Raw genomic sequence first — 22,241 nt, forward strand, 5'->3', positions numbered from 1 at the left:
CACCCCGCAGCTTGCCGCCTGAACACACTCAATTTTTCAATCACCCCGCAGCTTGCCGCCCATTTCCTGGGCCAGGTCGACCGCGTAGTGGTCGGTCATCCCACCGATAAAGTCGAGCATGCGTCGATAGCTGTCGTACAAAGACCAGGACGGCAGCGGGGTGTTCTCGCCGATCAGCGCCAGCACCCGCTGGTGCTTGAAGCTCGAATGGCCGGTGTGGTGCAACTCGTGGGCCGCGCCGATAAAGGCCTCGAGCAGAATACCGAGGGTGGTGTAGGCACCGATCTCCAGCTTGGCCTTGCGGGTATTGCGAAAGATGCGCTTGCGCGCCAGCTGCTTGGCCAGCTTGACCCCCCAGTCCAGATCCGGGTGGCACAACTCCAGCAGATCATCCTGAAGCGTCCCGGAAAGCAGCTCCTGCTCGTGCTCGACGAACACCTGGCCCACGTCGGTGACCGCTCGCTCCATGGCCGCGCCTCGCAGCGCCGCGATACGCCGGCGCTGAGACACGCCGGTACGGTTCATCTCGGCGTAGTCCGAGGGCTCGCCACCGGCGATCTGGGTCAGGATCTCGGCCACCTCGTCGAAGGCCAGGATATCCATCTCCACCCCGTCCTCGAGGTCAAGCAGGGCGTAGCAGATGTCATCGGCGGCCTCCACCAGCCAGGCCAGCGGATGGCGGCACCAGCGGTGCTCGCCTTGGGGAATCAGTCCCAGATGGTCGGCCACCTGCTCAAGCGCGCCGAGTTCGCTCTGATAGCAGCCGAACTTGCCGGCCTTGCCACCGTGGGTCACCGTCCACGGATACTTGAGCAGGGTACCCAGGGTCGCCGCGGTCAGGCGCATGCCGCCGCGAAACTGGTTGTACTCGATCTGGGTGACGATACGAAAGCCCTGGGCGTTGCCCTCGTAGGTCAGCAGGTCCTCGCGCTCCAGCGGCGACAACCCCTCGAGCAGCCCGCTGCCGTTGACCTCGGCGCACTTGAACCAGTCGCGGATGGCGTACTCGCCGGCATGGCCGAAGGGAGGATTGCCGATGTCATGTCCCAGACAGGCCGCCTGGATGATCACTCCCAGATCCGCCGGGGTGATCCAGTCCGGCAGGCGGTCACGCAGCAGCTCGCCCACGCTCATGCCCAGCGAGCGACCGACGCAGCCCACTTCAAGCGAGTGGGTCAGGCGGGTGTGGATATGGTCGTTGTCGGTAAGGGGGTGCACCTGGGTCTTGCGTCCCAGGCGACGAAAGGAGCCGGCGAAGACGATGCGATCGTGATCCTTGTGGAAGGGACTGCGTCCCACCTCGTCACGGGTCCCGCCTCGCGGATCGTGCAGTCGGCCCGGATCGAGCAGTCGTTCCCAGTTCATGGTCTTCATCGATGGCCCCTCCTTGTGGCCCTCCATTCTGACACCCGGGACGACGCCTGCAAGGCCACGACCGCGTGGTCGCCAGGACCCTCGCGACAGACCCAAGGAGCATCGATGGAAAGTCGATGGAAAGTCGATGGAAAGGCCCGGTGGCTAGACGATAGAAAGGCCCGGTGGAGATACCTCCACCGGGCCTTACTTCCTTTGGCGACGCTTCCGTATGCCAGAGCTGGCGATGCCTATGCCAGCCGGCGCTTGAGCAGCATGGCGTAGACCGCCCCGGCCACGATCAGGGTGGCGGCGAAGGCGTAGATGCCTATGGAGATGCCGCTGTTGACCAGGATGCTCCAGTCACCACCGCTGATCGACATCGCCCGGCGCAGATTGAACTCCATCTGCCCACCCAGCAGCAGGCCGAGCACCACCGGCACGGTGGGAATCTCGAGCTTTCTGAGCACATAGCCGAGCACCCCGAAGGCCAGCATCATGTACAGATCGAAGGGACTGTTGTTGAGCGAATAGACCCCGACAAAGGCGATCAGTACCACCATCGGCATCAGCATCCAGCTGGGGGCCTGCAGCACCCGGGCGAACAGTCCCACCAGCGGTACGTTGAGCACCAGCAGCATGATGTTGCCGATAAACAGCGCCGCCACCAGGCCCCACACCATCTCGGGCTGCTGGGCGAACAACAGCGGCCCCGGGGTGATATTCATCGACAGCAGCAGGGCCAGCAGAATCGCGGTGGTACCGCTGCCGGGAATGCCCAGCGACAGCATCGGAATCAGCGCACCACCGGCGGCGGCGTTGTTGCCCGCCTCGGGCGCGGCCACGCCGCGCGGGTCGCCGTTGCCGAAGTCACCCTTGGCTCCCAGCCAGCGCTTCTCGAGCATGTAGGACAGGAAGCTGCCGAGTGAGGCGCCAGCGCCGGGCAGCACCCCGGAGACGAAGCCGATCAGCGAGCCACGACCGATGGTGCCCTTGCAGGACAGCGACGCCTTCATCCCCGGCCAGGCCGAGCCCAGCTTGATATGCGGCTTGTCGGCGTCATGGCGCTGTTCGAGAAACACCAGGCATTCGGAGATGGCGAACAGTCCCACCAGGGCCACGATAAAGTCGATGCCGTCGTAGAGTTCGAAGGTACCGAAGGTGTAGCGCGCGACGCTGGACACCGGGTCGATGCCCACGGTCCCCAGCAGCAGGCCAAGACAGGCGGCGATGAAACTCTTGGTAAAGCTGCCGCTGGTCACCCCGCCGATGGTGGCAAAGGCCAGCAGGAACAGCGCGAAGTACTCGGCCGGACCGAACTTGATCGCCAGGTCCACCAACAGCGGCGCGAACAGCGTAAGCCCGATGGTGGCGATGGTGGCGCCGACGAAGGAAGCCACCGCCGACAGCCCCAGGGCCTCGCCGCCGCGCCCCTTGAGCGCCATCGGGTAGCCGTCCAGAGTGGTCATCATCGCCGGCTCGTCGCCGGGGATATTGAGCACGATGGAACTGATCCGCCCACCGTACATGCAGCCATAGTAGACGCTGACCAGCAGGATCAGCGCGGCGGTGGGATCCAGGCCGAAGTTGAAGGCCAGCGGAATCATCAGCGCCACCCCGTTGACCGGGCCGAGCCCTGGCAGCGCCCCGATCAGGGTTCCCACGGCGCAGCCAATCAGCGCCAGCAGCAGAAATTCCGGCTGGGTCGCCACGGCGAAGCCCTGGGCAAGAAAGGCAAGCGTTTCCATGATCAGTGTCCCCCTCCCCACCAGGGCACGTCCGGCAAGGGCATGCCGAGGGCAAACTCGAACAGTGCGTACAGCCCCAGCGCCAGTCCTGTGCCGGCGATCAGCGCCTGGCCCCAGGCCGCGCCGAACAGCCGCGTCAGTACGATGGCGCAGGCCAGGGTGGCGGGAACAAACCCCAGCGGCTCGAGCAGCCCAGCATAGGCCGCCAGCAGCAGCAGCACCGCCAGCTGCCGGGCCAGGCCGGCACGATCCGGCCAGCGCTCGTTGAAGCCCGGGCGCAGGATCAGGTAGGCCGACAGCGCCGCCAGCGGCAGGCTGACCAGCCGGGGGAAAGCCCCCGGCCCCACCGGCTGCATGAAGCCGGTGACGAAGCTATGAGAATGCCACCAGGCCCCCAGCGCCAGCACCAGCAGCACCGCGCCGGCCAGGCGATCGCCGACCTGGGCCGGCCGGCGATGCTGGTGAGCGTCGAGGTCGCTCATCTGACTCATTGAATAACCCCGATCTCGCGCGAGATGGCCTCGACGCGCTGGATGGATTCCTCGACGAAGCTCGAGAAGTCGTCACCGCCACGCCACAGCGGCACCAGGCCATTCTGGGCTGCCACGTCCTTCCACTCGTCGCTGGCGTAAAGGGTCTCGAGGTCTTCGACCATGCTGGCGTAGTCCTCGTCGGAGACCTCGCCGCCGGTGTAGAAGCCGCGCCAGTTGTAGCCGGTGACGTCATAGCCCTGGCTGACCGCGGTGGGCAGCTCGTCGAAGGGCTCGGGCAGCGGATCGTCCGACATCACCGCCAGTACCCGCACGTCACCGGACTCGATGAAGCCGGCGACCTCGCCCAGGTCGGTGGAAACCACGTCCACGTGGTTGCCCATCATCTGGGTTACCGCGGGGCCGCCGCCGTCGAACTGCACCCAACGCAGGGCGCCGACCTGGTCGCCGGGCAGGCCCGCGGCCTTGGCCAGCATCAATGCCCGAATGTGATCCCAGCCACCGGCACCGCTGGAGCCGGCCATGGCCACCGAGGTCGGATCGGCGACGATCGCCTCCAGCAGTTGCTCGAGGGACTCGTACTCGCTCTCGTCGTCGACCAGGATGACGCCGACGTCGGTACCGAGCATGCCCAGCCAGCGCATGGTCTCGGCACCCCCGGGATAGCGACCCTGGGCAATCTGGGTCATGCCCACGGTGCTGGTGGCGACGATCAGGTTGCTGTCATCGGCACGCTTGGAGGCCACGTTGGAGAAGGCCACCGCGCCGACACCGCCGGGCATGTTGGTGACCTGCACCGAGCCGTCGGTCAGTTCCAGGTCGGCGAGCAGCTTGCCGACGCTGCGGCAGGTGAAGTCCCAGCCGCCACCGGGGTCGGCCGGGGCGATGCACTCGTCGATGGGCAGGGCGCTGGCCGAGGTCGAGACACCGAGGCCGAGCGCGAGCAGCGGCAGGCCGAGGCGAGTGGTCAGAGTCGAGGGCATGGAAGGCTCCTTGTTTTTCGTTGTTGGCGTTTTCGTTGTGGGTGTTGCGGTCCTGCGGTCCTGCATCGTTGTCACCAGCCGGCACCGGCCATCTGGCGGATTGCCTGGCGGTTGTCGAGTCGCCATCTTGCGCGGCCACCCGCCTGGCGTTGTCCGGCGGGGACCGCCACCCAGCCTAGACGATCCCGCGCTGGCGCAGCGCCCGACACTCGTCGGCACCGAAGCCGAGTTCGGCCAGTACCTCGTCGGTATGCTCGCCAAGCTGTGGCGCCGGTCGCTGGATCATCGCCGGGGCCTCGCGCATCTTCACCGGAAAGCCGGTGGTAGCGATCTGTCCGGCCTCGCCCTGATCCAGGGTCAGGCGCATGCGCTGGTCGATGATCTGGGGGTCATCGAAGGTCTCGCGCAGATCCTGCACTCGGCCACAGGGCACGCCGGCGGTGTTCAGGTGTTCGATCCAGTCGTCCACACTGCGCCGGCGCGTCACCTCGTTGAGGATCTCGCGCAGCGCCTCGCGGTGCGCCATGCGCTGGGCGTTGTTGGCGAAGCGCGGCTGCTCGAGCAGATCGACACGACCCAGCGCCTCCAGCAGACGACGCACCATGGTCTCGCTGCTGGGGGCGATGGCGACCTCGCCATCGCTGGCCTCGAACAGGCCGTAGGGGTAGAGCATGGGATGGTCATTGCCGGTACGCCGGGGGACCTCGCCGGTGGCGAAGTACTCCGCCGCCAGATAGCCCAGCATCGCCACCAGGCCGTTGGTCAGGGCGGTCTCGAGAATCTCGCCCTGGCCGGTACGCTCGCGACGCACCAGTGCCGCGCTGACCCCGAAGGCCAGGTTGAGGCTCGCCACCATGTCGCTGATCGGTGGCGCGGCGCGCATCGGCTCGCCCCCCTCGGCCCCGTTGACGCCCATGAAGCCGCTCATGGCCTGGGCGACAAAATCGTAGGCGGGTCGGTCGCGGTAGGGCCCGGTGGATCCGAAGCCATTGATCCGCCCCACCACCAGGCGCGGGAAGCGCTGCCTCAGGGTGTCGTCGTCGAGTCCCATCTTGGCCAGCACCCCGGGGCGGAAGTTCTCCACCAGCACGTCGGCGTCCTCGAGCAGACGGTTCAGGATCTGACGCCCTTCGGGCTCGCGCAGATTGAGGGTGATCGAGCGCTTGTTGCGGTTGAACTGGGCAAAGTAGGCGCTGAAGCCGTTGACCATATTGCCCTGGCGGCGGACTACGTCGCCCTCCCCCGGGGTCTCGATCTTGATCACCTCGGCGCCGTGATCCCCCAGCATCTGGCTGGCGAAGGGGCCGGAGATCACCCGGGTCAGATCGATCACACGTATGCCGGCCAGGCTGCCCGGGGCAAGGCCGGTGGCGTCCTGGGTCGATGGCCGCGGGTCGTCGCTGTCATCCCTGCCGGGGCTAGCATCCATAGGTTTGCGTATCCGTCGGTATGTCTGTGGTGGTGTCGTCTGGTCTTGCCAGGTTCAGGGATCTGACTCAGCCCTTCGCGGTGGGCACCGCATCGGGTCGATGCAGCCTGAGCCGAGTGCCGGCTCGGGCCAGCTGAGAGCCCGGCGCACGTTCCAGTCGCCGCGCGGCAAGCCCCGCCACCTCGATCAAGGACTCCAGCGAGACGCCGGTGTCATGCCCCAGCTCCTCGAGCAGGTAGATCAGCTCCTCGGTGGCCAGATTGCCGCTGGCACCGGGGGCGAAGGGACAGCCGCCGAGACCACCGACCGCACTTTCGTAGCGCGTGACGCCAAGCGACAGCCCCTGCATGACGTTGGCCAACGCCAGACCCCGGGTATTGTGAAAGTGCAGGATCGGCCGCGCCGCGGGGGCCTGTTCGGCGATCTCACCCACCACCCGCGAGACCACGGCGGGGGTGGCCATGCCGGTGGTATCGCCAAGGGTGAGGTCATCGATACCCAGCTCGCCGAGGCGACGCGCCAGCTCACCGATGCGCCCGGCCGGCAGGTCACCCTCGAAGGGACAGCCGAAGGCCGTGGCGATGGCGCCCTGTACCTCGATACCGCTGCCCGACAGGCGCTCGACGATATCGGCGAAACCGGCCAGGGAGGCGTCGATCGAGCGATTGACGTTGCGCGCGTTGTGGGTCTCGGAGGCGGACACGAACAGCACCACCCGATCGATGCCCACCTCCAGTGCGCGCTCGGCACCGCGCAGGTTGGGCACCAGGGCGCTGAAGCGGGCATCCGCCAACCCCTTGGCGGCGGCCACCAGTTCCGCGGCGTCGGCCAGCGCCGGTACCGCCCGGGGACTGACGAAAGACGTCAGCTCGAAGCGCCTGAGTCCGGCCCGGTGAAGCCCGTGCAGCAATTCGAGCTTGTGCTCGGTGGACAGCACCCGCGCCTCGTTCTGCAGGCCATCACGAAGCCCCACTTCGGTCAGTTCGATCCTGGCAGGTGCTCGCTGGGGCGGCGATGACGTCATGGCGAAGAAGTCCCTAAAAGTCGATATTTCACCAATATAGAGGCTATTGGCTCATGTTGGACATACGCCTTTTCGCTGAGACGTCCGTACGCTGACGGTGCCAGACCGCAGAGGTATTCCCCTTGACCGGTGATTTCCATAGAATTCACCGCCCAAATCGTGATCCACAGCAATTTTTGTTGCGGACTCGCACACTATCGTGTTCTTCACACGTTTTTCTGTTCGCATGCCGCCTCCGTCCCGGGGCGCTTGATGTAGAGGCGTCGACGTTCGCCTTCCCACCCTGAAAAGGCCTGGTTTCATGCAATCCACTTCCTCCGACGGCTCGGCCGCCGACAAGGGCTTCTTTGGTCACCCCCGCGCCCTGGGGCCACTGTTCTTCACCGAGATGTGGGAGCGCTTTTCGTTCTACGGCATTCGCCCCATGCTGGTGCTGTTCATCGCCGCCTCGCTGTTCGACGGCGGGCTCGGCTTCGACCCCAAGACCGCCGCCGCCATCGTCGGCATCTACGGTGGTGCCATCTATCTGGCCGCGCTGCCCGGCGGCTGGCTTGCCGACAACTGGCTCGGCCAGCGCCGGGCGGTGTGGTACGGCTCCATCCTGATCGCCTTCGGTCATCTGTCCATCGCGCTGTCGGCCCTGCTCGGTGCCGTCGCCTTCTTCGTCGGGCTGATCTTCATCGTGCTCGGCACCGGGCTATTCAAGACCTGCATCTCGGTGATGGTCGGCAGCCTGTATGACGAAAGCGATGTACGCCGCGACGGCGGCTTCGCCATCTTCTACATGGGCATCAACATCGGCAGCCTGTTCGCGCCGTTGTTCACCGGGCTGCTGATGGACTCGTTGGGCTGGCACTGGGGCTTCGCCATGGGCGGCCTTGGCATGCTGATCGCACTGCTGCTGTTTCGCCTGTGGGCGGTGCCCGCCATGCAGCGCGCCGACGCCGAGCGCGGCCGCGCCTCCACCTGGGACGCCCCGGCCCAGCGCCGTCGTCACGTCGGCCCCGTCGTGTCGCTGTGCCTGGCTCTGATCGCCGCCCTGGTGGCGCTGGTCGCCACCGGCGTGGTGACCATCGACGCCCGCGCGGTGGCCGAGGCCATGACCAGCGTGCTGATCGTTGCCTCGCTGGGCTTCTTTGCCTACCTGATGCTGTTCTCCGGACTCAGCGGTGACGAGCGTATTCGCGTGACCATCTGCTTTGTGCTGATCGTCGCCGCCGCCTTCTTCTGGGCCGCCTTCGAGCAGCAACCCACCTCCTACAACCTGTTCGCGGCCAACTACACCGACCGCAACGTGATGGGCTGGGAAGTCCCCACCCTGTGGTTCCAGTCATTGAACCCGGTGTTTATCGTGCTGCTGGGCCCGCTGTTCGGCTGGCTGTGGCCGGCGCTCGGTCGTCGCCGACTGGAACCGGGTAGCCCGATGAAGTTCGTCCTCGGCCTGTTGCTCGCGGCCTGCGGCTTCGGCCTGATGGTGCTGGCGGCGCAACAGGTACTGACAGGCACAGGGCTGGTATCCCCCTGGTGGATCGTCGGCAGCATGCTGCTGTTGACCCTGGGCGAGCTGTGCCTGTCGCCGGTGGGGCTGTCCACCATGTCGGGGCTGTCGCCACGCCGCACCCAGGGCCAGTTGATGGGCCTGTGGTTCACCGGCGCCGCCCTCGGCAACCTGGTGGCTGGCTTGATCGGCGGTCACGTCAACGCCGAGGAGCTTCAGCAGTTGCCGGAACTGTTCGGGCGGTCGGCCATCGCTCTGGTGATCTTCGCCGGGGTGCTGTTGTTGCTCGTACCGGTGTTCAAGCGCATGCTGAAGCATCACCGTCTTATCGATCCGGCGGCCGCCCACCGCGCGGACGCCGAAGCCATTGTCAGAACAGGAGTCTGAGCATGACCTCAGCCAGTGCCGATACCGCTCGCCAACGCTTGAGCGATCTGCGCGAGGCGATGCGCCGCCACGCCATCGATGCCTGGTGGCTACCGTCCAGCGATCCGCACAACAGCGAATACCTGCCCGAGCACTGGGCCGGACGCGAGTGGCTGTCCGGCTTCGACGGTTCGGTGGGTACCCTGGTGGTGACCCAGGACGAGGCCGGCCTGTGGGTCGACAGCCGCTACTTCGTGCAGGCCGAGGCGCAACTCGCCGGCACCGGCATCAGCATGATGAAGCTGACCCAGGGCCAGGCCAGCGCACCGATGCAGTGGCTGGCCGAGCGCCTCGAGGCCGGCGATACCCTGGGCTACGACGCCCAGGTGGTGTCCCTGGCCCACGGCCGCCAGTTCGAGGACATCCTGGGTGAACGGGGCGTCGTCCTGCGCGGCGACAGCGACCTGCTCGACGAGATCTGGCGCGATCGCCCGAGCTTGCCGAGCGGGGCCATCGAACCCCACGCCAGCCGCTATCTGGACGAGACCCGCCGCCAGCGCCTGGACCGGGTACGCGCGGCCATGGCCGAGCACCACGCCGACTGGCATCTGGTGTCGACGCTGGACGACATCGCCTGGCTGACCACCCTGCGCGGTGCCGACGTGGGCTACAATCCGGTGTTCCTGTCCCACCTGCTGATCGGTCGCGCCACCGCTACCCTGTTCGTGGCACCGGGCAAGCTCGCTCCCGAGCTGGTTGAAGCACTAAAGTCCGATGGCGTCGAGGTGGCCGACTACGCCGACTGGGCAGCGCGGCTGTCCGCCCTGCCGCGGGACGAACGGGTGCTGATCGATCCGGCCCGGCTGACCCTGGGGACCCGCCAGGCCCTGCCGGACGAGATGACCGTGGTCGAAGCCTTCCAGCCCAGCACCCTGGCCAAGGGCATCAAGACAGCCCACGAGCTCGGCTTCGTGCGTCAGGCCATGGAAGCCGACGGCGCGGCCCTGTGTCGCTTCTTCGCCTGGCTGGAGGCCGCCTTCGCCGCCGGCGAACGGGTCACCGAGCTGGACGTCGAGGCCCGCCTGTACGAGGAACGCGCCAAGGACGAGGACTTCGTCTGCGAAAGCTTCAATACCATCGCCGCCTTCAACGCCAACGGTGCCCTGCCCCACTACCGCGCGACCCAGGAGGCCCATTCGGTGATCGAAGGCGACGGCCTGTTGCTGATCGACTCCGGCGGCCAGTACCGAGGCGGCACCACCGATATCACCCGCATGGTCCCGGTCGGCACGGTCAGTGAGGCTCAGCGCGAAGACTGCACCCTGGTGCTCAAGGGCATGATTGCACTGTCGCGGGCACGCTTCCCCGAGGGCATCGCCGCCTCGCGGCTGGACGCCCTGGCGCGGGCACCGCTGTGGGCCACCGGGCGCGACTACGGTCACGGTACCGGCCACGGTGTGGGCTACTTCCTCAACGTCCACGAAGGCCCCCAGGTGATCAGCTCGGGCGCCTCGGTTGCCGAACATACCGCCATGCGCGAAGGCATGATTACCTCCAACGAGCCTGGGGTGTACCGCCCCGGCCAGTGGGGGGTGCGCATCGAAAATCTGGTGGCCAACCGCGCCGCGGCGCCCAGTGACTTTGGCGACTTCCTCGAGTTCGAGAGCCTGACCCTGTGTCCCATCGACACCCGCTGCCTGAACCTGTTCGCCCTGGATCAGGCCGAGATCGACTGGCTCAATGCCTACCACGACGAGGTCCGGCGCCGGCTGGCACCGAGGCTCGATGGTCAGGCGCTGGCCTGGCTCGAAGCGCGTACCGAAGCGCTGACGCTTGCCTGATCACGGGCCGGCTGGTCGGCCGCAGACGCAAAGGGGCCCCGCCATGGCGGGGCCCCTTTGCGTCTGATCAGTAGACGACATCCGCGTTACATGAACGGGCTCTTGACCACCGGGATGAACATCACACGGAAGTTCCAGTCCGCATCCCACTCGTCGCCGCGGATCACGCTGTGCTGGATCTCGGCGGCCAGGCGCACCGGGGTGCTGCCCATGCGGACCACGTTGGAATAGCCCAGGCCGACCGGGAAGTTGACCTTCTCGCCGCTGTCGGCTTCCCAGTTGATGCGCACATTGGGTGTCATGCCCACCAGCTCGGTGCCGCTGAGCCGGTAGTTGAGAAAGTACTGCAGATCGGTCTGGCTGGTGTGCTCGCGGTCATCCTCTCCGGCGTAGGACCACCAGTGCTGGGCCAGCAGGCCCATGTTCCAGCCGCCGGGGTTGGGCGCCAGGCGCGCGATCAAGGCCGCCGGACCGGCCTGGAACTTGCCCTGGCCAAGTACATCATGTTCTGCGGTGGGGAAGATCTGGGTCATCCCCAGGCCCCAGATGACGCCATCCTTGCGCGCGGGGCCCATCAAGGTCACCAGGGCGGTGTCGCCCAGCCCCTCGGTACGCCCGCGATGGGGGGCGTTGCGGCTCCACTCGTCGGGATCGATCTCCAGCGGACTGCCACCCCGGGCCAGGGTGCCGAAGCTCTCGTCCATCGGACTCGAGTTGTACTGGAACACCGGGCGCACCACCAGGTTCCAGTTGTCGTCGGCCATCTCGAAGGGAAACGACATGACCGGCTGGAACTTGAAGGAATTGGACCAGCGACCGTCGAAGTCATCGCCGTCAAGGTGGGTGTAGTCGTTCTGCATCCACAGCATCCAGGCCGACCCCACCGGGTTGGTGGTTTCCTTGGCGATGGCAGCAAGATCCTCGCTGCTGGCAGCGGGCTCGCTGTTGGCCGGTACGGTGCGTGGCGCGGACCGTTCCTGGGCAAGCGAGAGGCTCGAGATGAAAACCAGCGACATGGCCACCAGGCCAAGCCGACGAGAGCGTGAAAGGTTCATGGGGGTAGGCCTCAGAATCGTGACGCTACCCCCGACGCCGAGAGTAGCGGTGCAACGTCGCCACCACTCTAGGCCACCGATAACAGGCTGATGATATGCCCCTTGGGGTAGACCGGTCCGGGCAGGCTGGTTAAACCGTCGCCCCCCGGTCTTGCCGCCCCATGTCCGCTCAGGCCTCCTGGTCTTCCGCCAGCGATGGCAGCAGCACCTTCAGCTTGCGGGTCAAGGTATTGCGCCCCCAGCCCAGCAGCTCGGCGGCCTCGCCCTTGCGTCCGGCGGTGTGCTTGAGCGCGGTCTCGATGAGGATGCGCTCGAAGTCCGGCACCGCCTCTTCGAGCAGGTGGGTGTGGCCCGAGGCCAGGGCGCTGTCGGCCCAGGCGCGGAAGGCTTCACGCCAGTCACCACCGGCGGCGCTGTCATCGCCGCCGCGCAGCTCCGGCGGCAGGTCCTCGACCAGGATCTCGCGCCCGGAGGCCATCACCGTCAGCCAGCGACAGGTGTTCTCGAGCTGACGCACGTTGCCTGGCCAGTCCACCCGGGTCAGGAACTCCTCGGCTTCGCGGGTCAGCACCTTGACGTCGGTGGACAGCTCCTTGGCCGCCTCGACCAGGAAGTGCCGCGCCAGCCGGGGAATATCCTCGCGCCGCTGGGACAGCCTTGGCAGGTGCACGCGGATGACATTGAGGCGGTGGAACAGGTCCTCACGGAAGCGGCCATCGGCGACCAGCGTCTCGAGGTCCTGGTGGGTCGCGGCGATGATGCGCACGTCCACCTTGACCGGCGTATGACCACCGACCCGATAGAACTCGCCGTCGGCCAGTACCCGCAGCAGTCGGGTCTGGGTCTCCGAGGGCATGTCACCGATCTCGTCGAGGAACAGGGTGCCGCCGTTGGCCTGCTCGAAGCGCCCCTGGCGACTGGCGCTGGCGCCGGTGAAGGCGCCCTTTTCGTGGCCGAACAGCTCCGACTCGATCAGATCCCGGGGAATCGCCGCCATATTGAGGGCGATAAAGGGGTTGGCGGCGCGGGGACTGTGCTGATGAAGCGCACGCGCCACACGCTCCTTGCCGGTCCCGGACTCGCCGTTGATCAACACCGTGATATGCGAGTGCGCCAGGCGCCCGATGGCCCGGAACACCTCCTGCATCGCCGGCGCCTCGCCGATGATCTCGGCGTCGAGTCCTTCGGGCACGCTGACCGGCCGCTGGCGCTCGCGCACGTGGGCCACCGCGCGTCGCACCAGGGCCAGCGCCTCGTCCACGTCGAACGGCTTGGGCAGGTACTCGAAGGCTCCGCCCTGATAGGAAGCCACCGCACTGTCCAGGTCGGAATGGGCGGTCATCACGATGACCGGCAGGTCCGGGTGCACCTGGCGCACCTTGGCCATCAGATCGAGTCCGTCGATGCCTGGCATGCGGATATCGGTGACCAGCACGTCGGGCGGCTCGGCCAGCAGTCGATCGAGGATACCGTCGGCCCGCTCGACCGCCTCGACCTCAAGGTCCGGCTGCGCCAGGGCGCGCTCGAGCACCCAGCGTATGGCCCGGTCGTCGTCGACGATCATTACACGAGCGGTATCAGTCATGACTCATCTCCAGGGGAATCAACAGACGGAATTCGGTACGTCCGGGCTCGGACTCGCATTCGATCAGCCCTTCGTGCTGGTGCAACACCGACTGGGCGATCGACAGCCCCAGGCCACTGCCCTCGGCACGACCGGACACCATCGGATAGAACAGGGTCTCGCGTAGCGTCTCGGGGACGCCCGGGCCGTTGTCGATCACGCTGACGTCGCAGACCAGACGATGGCGCTGGGCGCCCAGGGTGAACTGGCGGCGCGCGCGGGTCCTCAGGGTCATCACCGGGTTCGGTGTCTCGGACTCGACCAGCGCCTGGACGGCGTTGCGGGCCACATTGAGCACCGCCTGAATCAACTGGGCTTCGTCGCCGGTCAGCTCCGGCAGGCTGGGATCATAGTCGCGCTCGATGCTGACTTTCGGCTGCTCGACCAATAGCAGCGCGCGCACACGTTCCAGTACCCGGTGGATGTTCAGTGGCTCTCGTCGACTCACCCGGTTCGGCCCGAGCATGGAATCGACCAGATCCCGGAGTCGATCCACCTCTTCGATGATGATCCGGGTGTACTCCTTGAGCGCCGGCGTCTGCTCCAGGTCACGCTCGAGCAGTTGCGCCGCGCCACGAATACCCCCCAGGGGGTTCTTGACCTCGTGAGCCAATCCCCGCGCCAGCACCTTCATGGTTTCCTGGCGCGACTGCAGCGCTTCCTCGCGGGAAATTCGCAACAGCCGATCCCGCGGCTCCATCTCCAGCAGCAGCTCGTCGGGCGACAGCGGCGTCACGGTGTAGTCCACCGTCAGCGGCTCTCCGCCGGCGAGGACCAGCCGCGCCTCCCGCTGGGTATAGGGATGCTGTCCATCCCGGGCACGTATCAGCACCTCGGCGATATCATCCTCGCCGCTGAGCCAGTCTGTCAGCGCCACGCCGGCAACCCGACTGGCGCTGACCGCCAGCAGGGTCTCGGCCGCCGGGTTCATCCAGGTCGGTCGCAGCTCACCGTCGAGCAGCATGACCGCAGTTGTGAGGTGTTCGATGATGCCAGGCGTCATGGGTCCATCCTGATGGGGCGAAGCGCCCGCTCGATAGAGGCCGCCACGAAGCCAAGCCGGCATTCCATGATGGCGGTTCAGGTCTCGGCCTCGAGCAGGCGTCAGACAACAACATTCAAAGCAAGAAGCGGGCCAGCCTTGGTGCCTGTGGCACACTCCCGCCGCGCAAGCGCCAGCACGGTGCTCGTGTCGAGGAAGCGGGTCACCGCCGGCGCACTTGCGCACCATTTTAGTGCACCAACCTGGTGCAGGGCAGTCTCGTCTGGATCATTGTCCGCACAAGGCCCGGAGATCGCGGACTAGGGCGGCGCAGGACGAAGGGGGTTGGCGGGAAGCAGGCGGCTGGCACGCTGCACATGGATGACGATGTCGGCACTGCGTTGACGCACCTCTCCCGACGGGGCCAGCACCACCAGTCCCAGGCGATGCTCACCACGCTCCAGATTGGTGAGCCACAGAGGACCGCTGCCGCTGACGCTGGTGGCCAGCACGCCGTCGACCTCCAAGCCGAGACGGTCCCCCGTTGCCGGCGGGGGACTGATTGCGGCCAGCACCTTGAGCCGTCCCCCGACTCCAGTGGGCAACACGCTGTCATCCGCCGGGGAGGCGATGGCCAGGACATCGTGGGGCTGGAAGACATCGGCGTCGCCATCTGGACCTGGAACGGAAGGCGCCGCAGGCCTGGAGGGCGATGCCACATCCAGCGCGGGGGCGCTGGACAACGGCGGCGGATCCAGTTCACGGGCGCCGGCCGAGGGCGTGTCGCTGTAGCGCACGACGCCGTCGGCACCGACGCTGCGATAGATCGTACTCGCGGGCACCGCCTCGGCCACGATCAATGCCAGCCCGGACGATACCAGCAAGGCAATCGCCACCAGCAACAACCGTATCAGCGGCGCAGTTTCGCCCTCGCCCGACACCCGGCCTGCCCTGCCCGTCCATCCCTGCATCATCGTGATTGCCTTCAGCGACCGTCCCCTGAAGAGGATGACGGCCGCCACGACCCGCGCCAAGGGGATCCCTTGCCCAGGCGCAAGGCCCGCGCAAAAAAATCGGCCCCGCGATGATCGCGGGGCCGACGGAACGCACGAGGCGCTGTGCCGATCAGCAGCTGTAGTACATGTCGAACTCGATCGGGTGGGTCGTCATGCGCAGACGCTCGACGTCCTCGTTCTTCAGCTCGATGTAGGCATCGATCATGTCATCGGTGAAGACGCCGCCTTCGGTCAGGAAGCTGCGACCCTCGTCGAGGGCTGCCAGCGCCTGGTCGAGGCTCTCGGCCACGGTCGGGATGGCCTTGCCTTCTTCCGGCGGCAGGTCATAGAGGTTCTTGTCCATGGCGTCGCCAGGATGAATCTTGTTCTTGATGCCGTCGATGCCGGCCATCAGCATCGCCGCGAAGCACAGGTAGGGGTTGGCGGTCGGGTCGGGGAAACGCGCCTCGACACGCTTGCCCTTCGGGCTTGCGGTGTACGGGATACGGATGGACGCAGAACGGTTGCGGGCGCTGTAGGCCAGCATGACCGGCGCTTCGAAGCCCGGCACCAGACGCTTGTAGGAGTTGGTAGAAGCGTTGGTGAAGGCGTTCAGGGCGCGGGCGTGCTTGATGATGCCGCCGATGTAGTACAGCGCCATTTCGGACAGACCCGCGTACTCGTCACCGGCAAACTGGTTCTGACCGTCCTTCCAGAACGACTGGTGGACGTGCATGCCGCTACCGTTGTCGCCGACCAGCGGCTTGGGCATGAAGGTGGCGGTCTTGCCGTAGGCGTGAGCCACATTGTGGATCACGTACTTCATTTCTTGAACTTCGTCGGCCTTCTTGACCAGGGTGTTGAAGGCAACACCGATCTCGTTCTGGCCGGCGTTGGACACCTCGTGGTGGTGCACCTCGACCTTCTGGCCGATGGCCTCGAGGGTGTTGCACATGGCACCGCGCATGTCATGGAAGCTGTCCACCGGCGGAACCGGGAAGTAGCCGCCCTTGACCCGCGGACGGTGACCCAGGTTGCCACCTTCGACGGCGCGGTCGGTGGACCAGGCACCCTCTTCGGAGCTGATCTTGTACATGGCGCCTTCGATATCGGCCTTCCAGTGCACCTCGTCGAAGATGAAGAACTCGGGCTCGGGGCCGAAGAAGGCGGTGTCGCCCAGGCCAGAGGACTGCAGGTAGGCCTCGGCGCGCTTGGCGATGGAGCGCGGATCACGCTCGTAGCCCTGCATGGTGGCCGGCTCGATGATGTCGCAGCGCAGGATCAGGGTGGCGTCTTCGGTGAAGGGGTCGAGGAAGCCGGTGCCGTCCTCCGGACGCAGGATCATGTCGGACTCGTTGATGCCCTTCCAGCCGTTGATGGAGGAGCCATCGAACATCTGGCCATTCTCGAAGAACTCTTCGTCGACCTCAGCGGCCGGAATGGTGACGTGCTGCTCTTTGCCGCGGGTATCGGTGAAGCGCAGGTCAACCCACTTCACATCATGTTCGTTGATCAGGGCGAGGGTCTTGTCTGACATGTGGTCCTCCAGAGTGGAACTTGTCTCGTGACTCGAGCGTTGCGCAACGGCGCCAATCCCATGTCACCGGTTTGAAACGGGGGATGATCCAGGGAACAAAAGGGGTACCGGGATCCTTTGTAGCACGCTCCCGGGACACTGCCCATGGCAACGTGCGCGACACGATGACACTGCCAACCACAATGCAGATTGCGTGCCAGCATTGCACCAGCATCGACCAGAAAAACTCCAACACATTGTTTCATAGGTTATTTATCAAACCGCTTCGGTTGCGCCAGCTTAGGGCACAAAGGGATGCAGACTTTAGCAGACGCCACTTAATGCACCACAAAAGTGCAATAAATACAGAAACGCACCACTTTGGAACTTTGTGACAGGAGCTATAAACTCTGCCGGGGCGATCGCGAGGTGTCAGTGGGCGCTGGAACCTTTCGCAACGCAAAGATACACTTTATTACGTTCGACTCCGACCGCCTCCCCTGCCGGCCGGCGTCACCCTCCTCGGAGTGTCGTCGTGAAAATCAGCTTGATCATTGATGCCCGCCTTACCGGCAAGGAATTGCCTCGCCGGCTCGCGGAAGCACGCCAGCAGGTCGCCCTCTTCCAGGGAAGCGGCGAGATCCTCGTCATCGACGATGGCGATATGGCGCCACCTCTACTGGGCGAACTGGGCGAACAGAACACCGTCGGCTATCGTCAGGTGCGTAGTCGGCCCGCCCCCATGGGGCGTCGCCTCAACCTGGCCGCCTCCCACAGCAATGGACACATGCTCGGCTTCTGCCTCGGCCCCCTGGATACCCACTGGGTCGAGCGAATGATGGCAGCCGCCTGCGATGATTCTCGCCCGGTGGTGCGTCCCGCGCGTCCCTGTCCGCTGTCGCTGTTCAGCCTGCTGCGACGGACTCCGACCCGAGCCCTGGGCGTCGAACGCACCTGGTTCGATCGACTGGGAGGCTTCGACCCGTCGCTGGACCTGAGCGCGGTGGAGGACCTCGCCACTCGCCTCAAGGCCTGTCGCGCCAAGATGGTCGTACAGCGCGCCTGAGCGTCAGATCGCCCTTTCTGCCGATTTCGCCTACTTTTTTCGCCTCGCAGGTGCTTGATAGTTCAGCATCTTGAGGATCGATGCCGAGATTGGCGCCAACAAGGCTGGTCGTTGTCATCGCCCAGGCCCTATAATGCTGCCCCACTTTTTCCAGCAGGATCCCGTCGTGATCGAGAATCTTCGCAACATCGCCATCATCGCTCACGTCGACCACGGCAAAACCACCCTGGTCGACAAGCTGTTGAGTCAGTCTGGCACTCTGGACCGCAAGGCCGAGGGTCAGGAGCGCATCATGGACTCCAATGACCAGGAGAAGGAACGCGGTATCACCATCCTGGCGAAGAACACGGCGATCCGCTGGAACTCCCCCGAGGGACAGGACTACCACATCAACATCGTCGACACCCCTGGACACGCCGACTTCGGCGGCGAGGTCGAGCGCGTGATGTCGATGGTGGACTCGGTACTGCTGCTGGTCGACGCCGTCGACGGCCCCATGCCGCAGACCCGCTTCGTCACCCAGAAGGCCTTCGATCAGGGCCTCAAGCCGATCGTGGTGGTCAACAAGATCGATCGCCCCGGCGCACGCCCGGACTGGGTCATCGACCAGATCTTCGATCTGTTCGACAACCTCGGCGCCAGCGACGAGCAGCTCGACTTTCCGATCATCTACTGCTCCGCCCTCAACGGCATCGCCGGCCCCGAGCCTGACCAGCTGTCCGACGACATGACGCCGATGTTCCAGTCCATCGTCGACATCGTCGAGCCGCCCAAGGTCGAACTCGACGGCCCGCTGCAGATGCAGATCTCGGCACTCGACTACTCCAGCTACGTCGGCGTCATCGGCCTTGGCCGCATCACCCGCGGCGCCATCTCGCCCAACCAGCAGGTGGTGGTCATCAACAAGGAAGGCCAGACCCGCAAGGGCAAGGTCGGCCAGGTCATGACCCACCTGGGTCTCGAGCGGGTACAGACCGAGCAGGCCACCGCCGGGGACATCGTCTGCATCACCGGCATCGACGACCTGGCGATCTCCGACACCATCTGTGATCCGGCCGCCGTCGAGGCACTGCCGGCACTGACCGTCGACGAGCCCACCGTGTCCATGACCTTCCAGGTCAACGACTCACCGTTTGCCGGCAAGGACGGCAAGTTCGTCACCAGCCGCAACATTCGCGATCGCCTCGACCAGGAGCTGATCCACAACGTGGCGCTGCGTGTCGAGCAAGGCGAGTCCCCGGAGAAGTTCATCGTCTCCGGCCGCGGCGAGCTGCACCTGTCGGTGCTGATCGAGAGCATGCGTCGTGAAGGCTTCGAGCTGGCCGTGGGTCGTCCCGAGGTCATCATCCGCGAGATCGACGGCGAGAAGCAGGAGCCCTACGAAGAAGTCATCATCGACTGCGAAGAGCAGCACCAGGGCGCCATCATGGAAGAGCTCGGCTACCGCAAGGGCGAGCTCAAGAACATGAACCCGGACGGCAAGGGCCGGGTCCGCCTGGACTTCATCATCCCGGCGCGCGGCCTGATCGGCTTCCGTGGTCAGTTCCTGACCCTGACCTCCGGTACCGGCATCCTGACCAGCCGCTTCGACCACTACGGCCCGCTCAAGCCCGACGCCTCCATCGAGCGCCGTAACGGCGTGCTGGTGTCGATGGTTCCCGGCAAGGCCCTGGCCTACGCCCTGTACGCCCTGCAGGAGCGCGGCAAGCTGATCATCGACCACGGCACCGAGGTCTACGAAGGCATGCTGGTCGGCATCAACAACCGCGCCAACGACATGGTGGTCAACCCCACCAAGGGCAAGAAGCTCGACAACATGCGCGCTTCCGGCAACGACGAGAACATCGTGCTGACCCCGCCGGTGCGCTTCACCCTGGAACAGGCCATCGAGTTCCTCGATGACGACGAGCTGGTCGAGATCACCCCGAACCATATTCGTCTGCGCAAGAAGTTCCTGACCGAGAACGAGCGCAAGCGCGCCTCCAAGAAGTAAGCGCTGCGTTTCTCGCTTCATCGATGCCCGCCTCCCGGCGGGCATCGTTGTTTTGCGGTATCGACAATATCGATGCCCGGCTCTCAATGGCGGGCATTGTCGTTTTGCGGTATCGACAATATCGATGCCCGGCTCTCAATGGCGGGCATCGTCGTTTGTGGCCGTCGGGCATCGTCGTCTGCTTGGCGAGGCCCAGGCGCGGCCATGGCGCGACTTCAGTGGAACTTTCCGGGCCGAGCGCTGCCACAATTGATGCAGACTGATAACCGTTAGGGGTGAAGACGGCGACCGCCCTAGTTGCGGTCTATGCTAATGGGGCACCGTCATCCTTCGCGAACAAGGAGATACGCGAATGCACAAGCACGTCGAATGGGATGATCCCGGCGCTGACAGCGTTCAGCGCTACTTCGCCGACAAGCCCGACGAATACCCCACCGCCCACGTCGGCAGTATCATCGCCGGCCGCTACCATGGCTATTCGGTCAGGGTCAGGGTGGAAGCCAGGGTCGACGACGACACCGCCAGCATCGGCGACGTGGTCGCCCTGATCTCCGTGCGCACAGGCGAGCGCACCAAGAATATCGGCGACCTGTCGATCGGCGATACCGTGCGTCTTGGCGACGATCACCGCGCCCTGGCTCCCCATACCAGCAGCTGACGACGAGTTCCAGAACCCGCCAGTGACGGAAACCCGTCCCGCCAACGCCTGCTAAACGCATCGCCCCTAGTCAGGCGCCATGGTTGTATCGCAAAGTTGACATGTCAGACCGGGCCTCGGCCCGGTCAGCCATTACCGCGTCTCGACGCCGACATGTCGACGGAAGCCCCATGAGCAGCGATAACATCTGGACCCACAAAGGCACCTTCCTGCTGGCCGCGGTCGGCTCGGCGGTGGGCCTGGGTAACCTCTGGCGCTTTCCCTACCTGGCCGGCGAGCACGGTGGTGGCGCCTTTCTGCTGGTCTACGTGCTGTGCGTCTTTGCCGTCGGCATCCCGATTTTGATCGCCGAGATCATGCTTGGGCGCAACAGCCGGCGCTGCCCGATCATGGGCATGCGCTTTCTCACCCGTTGTCATCGCACCTCCCGCGCCTGGGAGACCATCGGCTGGCTCGGTGGCCTGTCCGCGCTGCTGATCCTGAGCTTCTACTCGGTGATCAGCGGCTGGGCGCTGCACTATCTTGGCGAGATGCTGACCGGGTCACTGCGCGACGCCGACGCCGCCATGCTGGCCGACAACTTTGCCAACCTGATCGCATCGCCGCTGAAGCTGACGCTCTACCACACGCTGTTTCTCGCCATCTGCGCCTACATCGTCGCCCGGGGTGTCCATCGTGGGCTGGAGAGTGCCCTGCGCATCCTGATGCCGACCCTGCTGGTCATTCTGCTGGTGGTGCTGTTCTACGCCGCGACCAGCGGCGACATGGCGGCAGCCAGTCGCTTCATGCTGTCCTTCTCGCTGTCCGAGTTGAGCCTGGAAGGCTGGCTCGAGGCGATGGGGCAGTCGTTCTTCACGCTGAGTCTGGGGATGGGCGCGATCATGGCCTATGGCGCCTACATGCCCAGCGAGACCTCGCTGACCCTGACCGCCTTCGCCATCGCCCTGATCGACACCCTGGTGGCGGTAATCGCGGGGCTGGCGATCTTCGCCCTGGTGTTCGGCGCAGGACTTGCCGCCGACGAAGGGCCGGGGCTGATGTTCGTGTCACTTCCGCTGGCATTCTCGGTGATGCCTTCAGGCTCGCTGGTCGGCGCCATCTTCTTCGTACTGGTACTGGGGGCCGCGATCAGCTCGGCGATCTCGCTGATCGAGCCGGTCGCGGCCTATCTGGTCGAGCGCTTCGACCTCAGTCGCGTACTGGCGGTGGCCCTGGTGTCGGTGCTGGCCTGGGGGCTGGGGCTCGCCACGGTGGCGAGTTTCAACGTCTGGGCCGAGGCCAGCCCCGTGCATGACGTGTTCGGCCGCAGCGCCTTCGCCGTGCTGGAACTGGTGACCCACATCACGCTGCCCCTGTGCGGCCTGCTGGTGGCGCTGTTCGCTGGCTGGTCGCTGACCCAGTCCGAATCGATGAAGGAAATGCACACGCGCTCCAGCTGGCTCAGGCTGTGGCGGTTTCTGGTGCGCTTCATCGCGCCGACCGGGGTCGCCTTCGTCTTTCTGCGTGCCCTGCCCTATGTCCAGGGCTACTGGCTGCCGACCATCGGTGCCTGCGTACTGGTAGGCGCCTTCGCCGCCTACCGGCTGATGGCCGAGCAGCACGCCGCCAGCGGCTGAGGG

Annotated in this window: 17 protein-coding genes; 6 read left to right on the top strand and 11 right to left on the bottom strand. The window is 65.6% G+C overall.

What is annotated here, in order from left to right; genetic code table 11:
- Positions 1 to 36: 36 nt before the first annotated feature.
- The 6 genes from NKF27_RS18945 to NKF27_RS18970 all read right to left on the bottom strand — a co-directional run bounded on the left by NKF27_RS18945 (position 37) and on the right by NKF27_RS18970 (position 7,028).
- A complete protein-coding gene (locus NKF27_RS18945; RefSeq protein ID WP_213229398.1) occupies positions 37 to 1,374 on the bottom strand; it encodes a deoxyguanosinetriphosphate triphosphohydrolase in 1,338 nt (445 codons plus the stop codon).
- Positions 1,375 to 1,604: 230 nt separating this feature from the next.
- The gene (locus tag NKF27_RS18950; RefSeq protein ID WP_253554280.1) at positions 1,605 to 3,101 is read right to left on the bottom strand and encodes a tripartite tricarboxylate transporter permease; all 1,497 of its coding nucleotides are present in this window, start codon (positions 3,099 to 3,101) and stop codon (positions 1,605 to 1,607) included.
- A 2-nt stretch (positions 3,102 to 3,103) separates the two neighbouring features.
- Positions 3,104 to 3,583, bottom strand: coding sequence for a tripartite tricarboxylate transporter TctB family protein (locus tag NKF27_RS18955; RefSeq protein ID WP_045992378.1), 480 nt, complete (start codon positions 3,581 to 3,583; stop codon positions 3,104 to 3,106).
- 5 nt (positions 3,584 to 3,588) lie between these two features.
- Positions 3,589 to 4,575 (bottom strand): tripartite tricarboxylate transporter substrate binding protein, encoded by a 987-nt coding sequence (locus tag NKF27_RS18960; protein WP_253554292.1) that lies wholly within the window; start codon positions 4,573 to 4,575, stop codon positions 3,589 to 3,591.
- A gap of 175 nt (positions 4,576 to 4,750) precedes the next feature.
- Entirely contained in the window at positions 4,751 to 6,004 is a 1,254-nt protein-coding gene (locus NKF27_RS18965) for a CaiB/BaiF CoA-transferase family protein (RefSeq protein WP_253554298.1), read from the bottom strand.
- 67 nt (positions 6,005 to 6,071) lie between these two features.
- Complete coding sequence (locus NKF27_RS18970; protein ID WP_253554310.1) at positions 6,072 to 7,028, bottom strand: hydroxymethylglutaryl-CoA lyase; 957 nt, start codon at positions 7,026 to 7,028, stop codon at positions 6,072 to 6,074.
- 301 nt (positions 7,029 to 7,329) lie between these two features.
- Between NKF27_RS18970 and NKF27_RS18975 the strand changes: the two genes are divergently transcribed.
- Both NKF27_RS18975 and NKF27_RS18980 read left to right on the top strand, forming a co-directional pair.
- Positions 7,330 to 8,913 (top strand): peptide MFS transporter, encoded by a 1,584-nt coding sequence (locus NKF27_RS18975; protein WP_045992381.1) that lies wholly within the window; start codon positions 7,330 to 7,332, stop codon positions 8,911 to 8,913.
- Between the two features lie 2 nt (positions 8,914 to 8,915).
- Positions 8,916 to 10,733, top strand: coding sequence for an aminopeptidase P family protein (locus tag NKF27_RS18980; protein WP_253554312.1), 1,818 nt, complete (start codon positions 8,916 to 8,918; stop codon positions 10,731 to 10,733).
- 86 nt (positions 10,734 to 10,819) lie between these two features.
- Here NKF27_RS18980 and NKF27_RS18985 read toward each other — a convergent pair whose 3' ends face one another.
- The 5 genes from NKF27_RS18985 to glnA form a co-directional block, all read right to left on the bottom strand.
- On the bottom strand, positions 10,820 to 11,788 hold the full coding sequence (locus tag NKF27_RS18985; protein ID WP_253554313.1) for a hypothetical protein: 969 nt from the start codon (positions 11,786 to 11,788) through the stop codon (positions 10,820 to 10,822).
- A gap of 169 nt (positions 11,789 to 11,957) precedes the next feature.
- Positions 11,958 to 13,373, bottom strand: coding sequence for a nitrogen regulation protein NR(I) (gene ntrC, locus NKF27_RS18990; protein ID WP_253554314.1), 1,416 nt, complete (start codon positions 13,371 to 13,373; stop codon positions 11,958 to 11,960).
- Positions 13,366 to 14,415: a nitrogen regulation protein NR(II) gene (gene glnL / locus NKF27_RS18995; RefSeq protein WP_253554315.1), complete on the bottom strand. Its 1,050-nt coding sequence runs from the start codon at positions 14,413 to 14,415 to the stop codon at positions 13,366 to 13,368. The genes ntrC and glnL overlap by 8 nt, the downstream gene beginning before the upstream one ends.
- Before the next feature lie 299 nt (positions 14,416 to 14,714).
- Positions 14,715 to 15,368 (bottom strand): DUF4124 domain-containing protein, encoded by a 654-nt coding sequence (locus tag NKF27_RS19000; RefSeq protein WP_253554316.1) that lies wholly within the window; start codon positions 15,366 to 15,368, stop codon positions 14,715 to 14,717.
- 151 nt (positions 15,369 to 15,519) lie between these two features.
- Positions 15,520 to 16,926 (bottom strand): glutamate--ammonia ligase, encoded by a 1,407-nt coding sequence (gene glnA / locus NKF27_RS19005; protein ID WP_253554318.1) that lies wholly within the window; start codon positions 16,924 to 16,926, stop codon positions 15,520 to 15,522.
- Between the two features lie 514 nt (positions 16,927 to 17,440).
- On the opposite strand from glnA, the gene NKF27_RS19010 reads away from it, so the two are divergent.
- The 4 genes from NKF27_RS19010 (at position 17,441) to NKF27_RS19025 (ending at position 22,238) form a co-directional block, all read left to right on the top strand.
- Positions 17,441 to 17,971, top strand: a complete 531-nt coding sequence (locus tag NKF27_RS19010; protein WP_253554320.1) for a glycosyltransferase family A protein — start codon at positions 17,441 to 17,443, stop codon at positions 17,969 to 17,971.
- Positions 17,972 to 18,137: 166 nt separating this feature from the next.
- Entirely contained in the window at positions 18,138 to 19,964 is a 1,827-nt protein-coding gene (typA, locus tag NKF27_RS19015; RefSeq protein WP_253554322.1) for a translational GTPase TypA, read from the top strand.
- A 352-nt stretch (positions 19,965 to 20,316) separates the two neighbouring features.
- Entirely contained in the window at positions 20,317 to 20,622 is a 306-nt protein-coding gene (locus NKF27_RS19020; protein WP_108132161.1) for a hypothetical protein, read from the top strand.
- Between the two features lie 170 nt (positions 20,623 to 20,792).
- Complete coding sequence (locus NKF27_RS19025) at positions 20,793 to 22,238, top strand: sodium-dependent transporter (protein WP_045992390.1); 1,446 nt, start codon at positions 20,793 to 20,795, stop codon at positions 22,236 to 22,238.
- The last annotated feature ends 3 nt before the right edge of the window (positions 22,239 to 22,241 follow it).

The organism is Halomonas sp. DN3 (assembly GCF_024137905.1).
GTDB classification, from domain to species: domain Bacteria; phylum Pseudomonadota; class Gammaproteobacteria; order Pseudomonadales; family Halomonadaceae; genus Halomonas; species Halomonas litopenaei.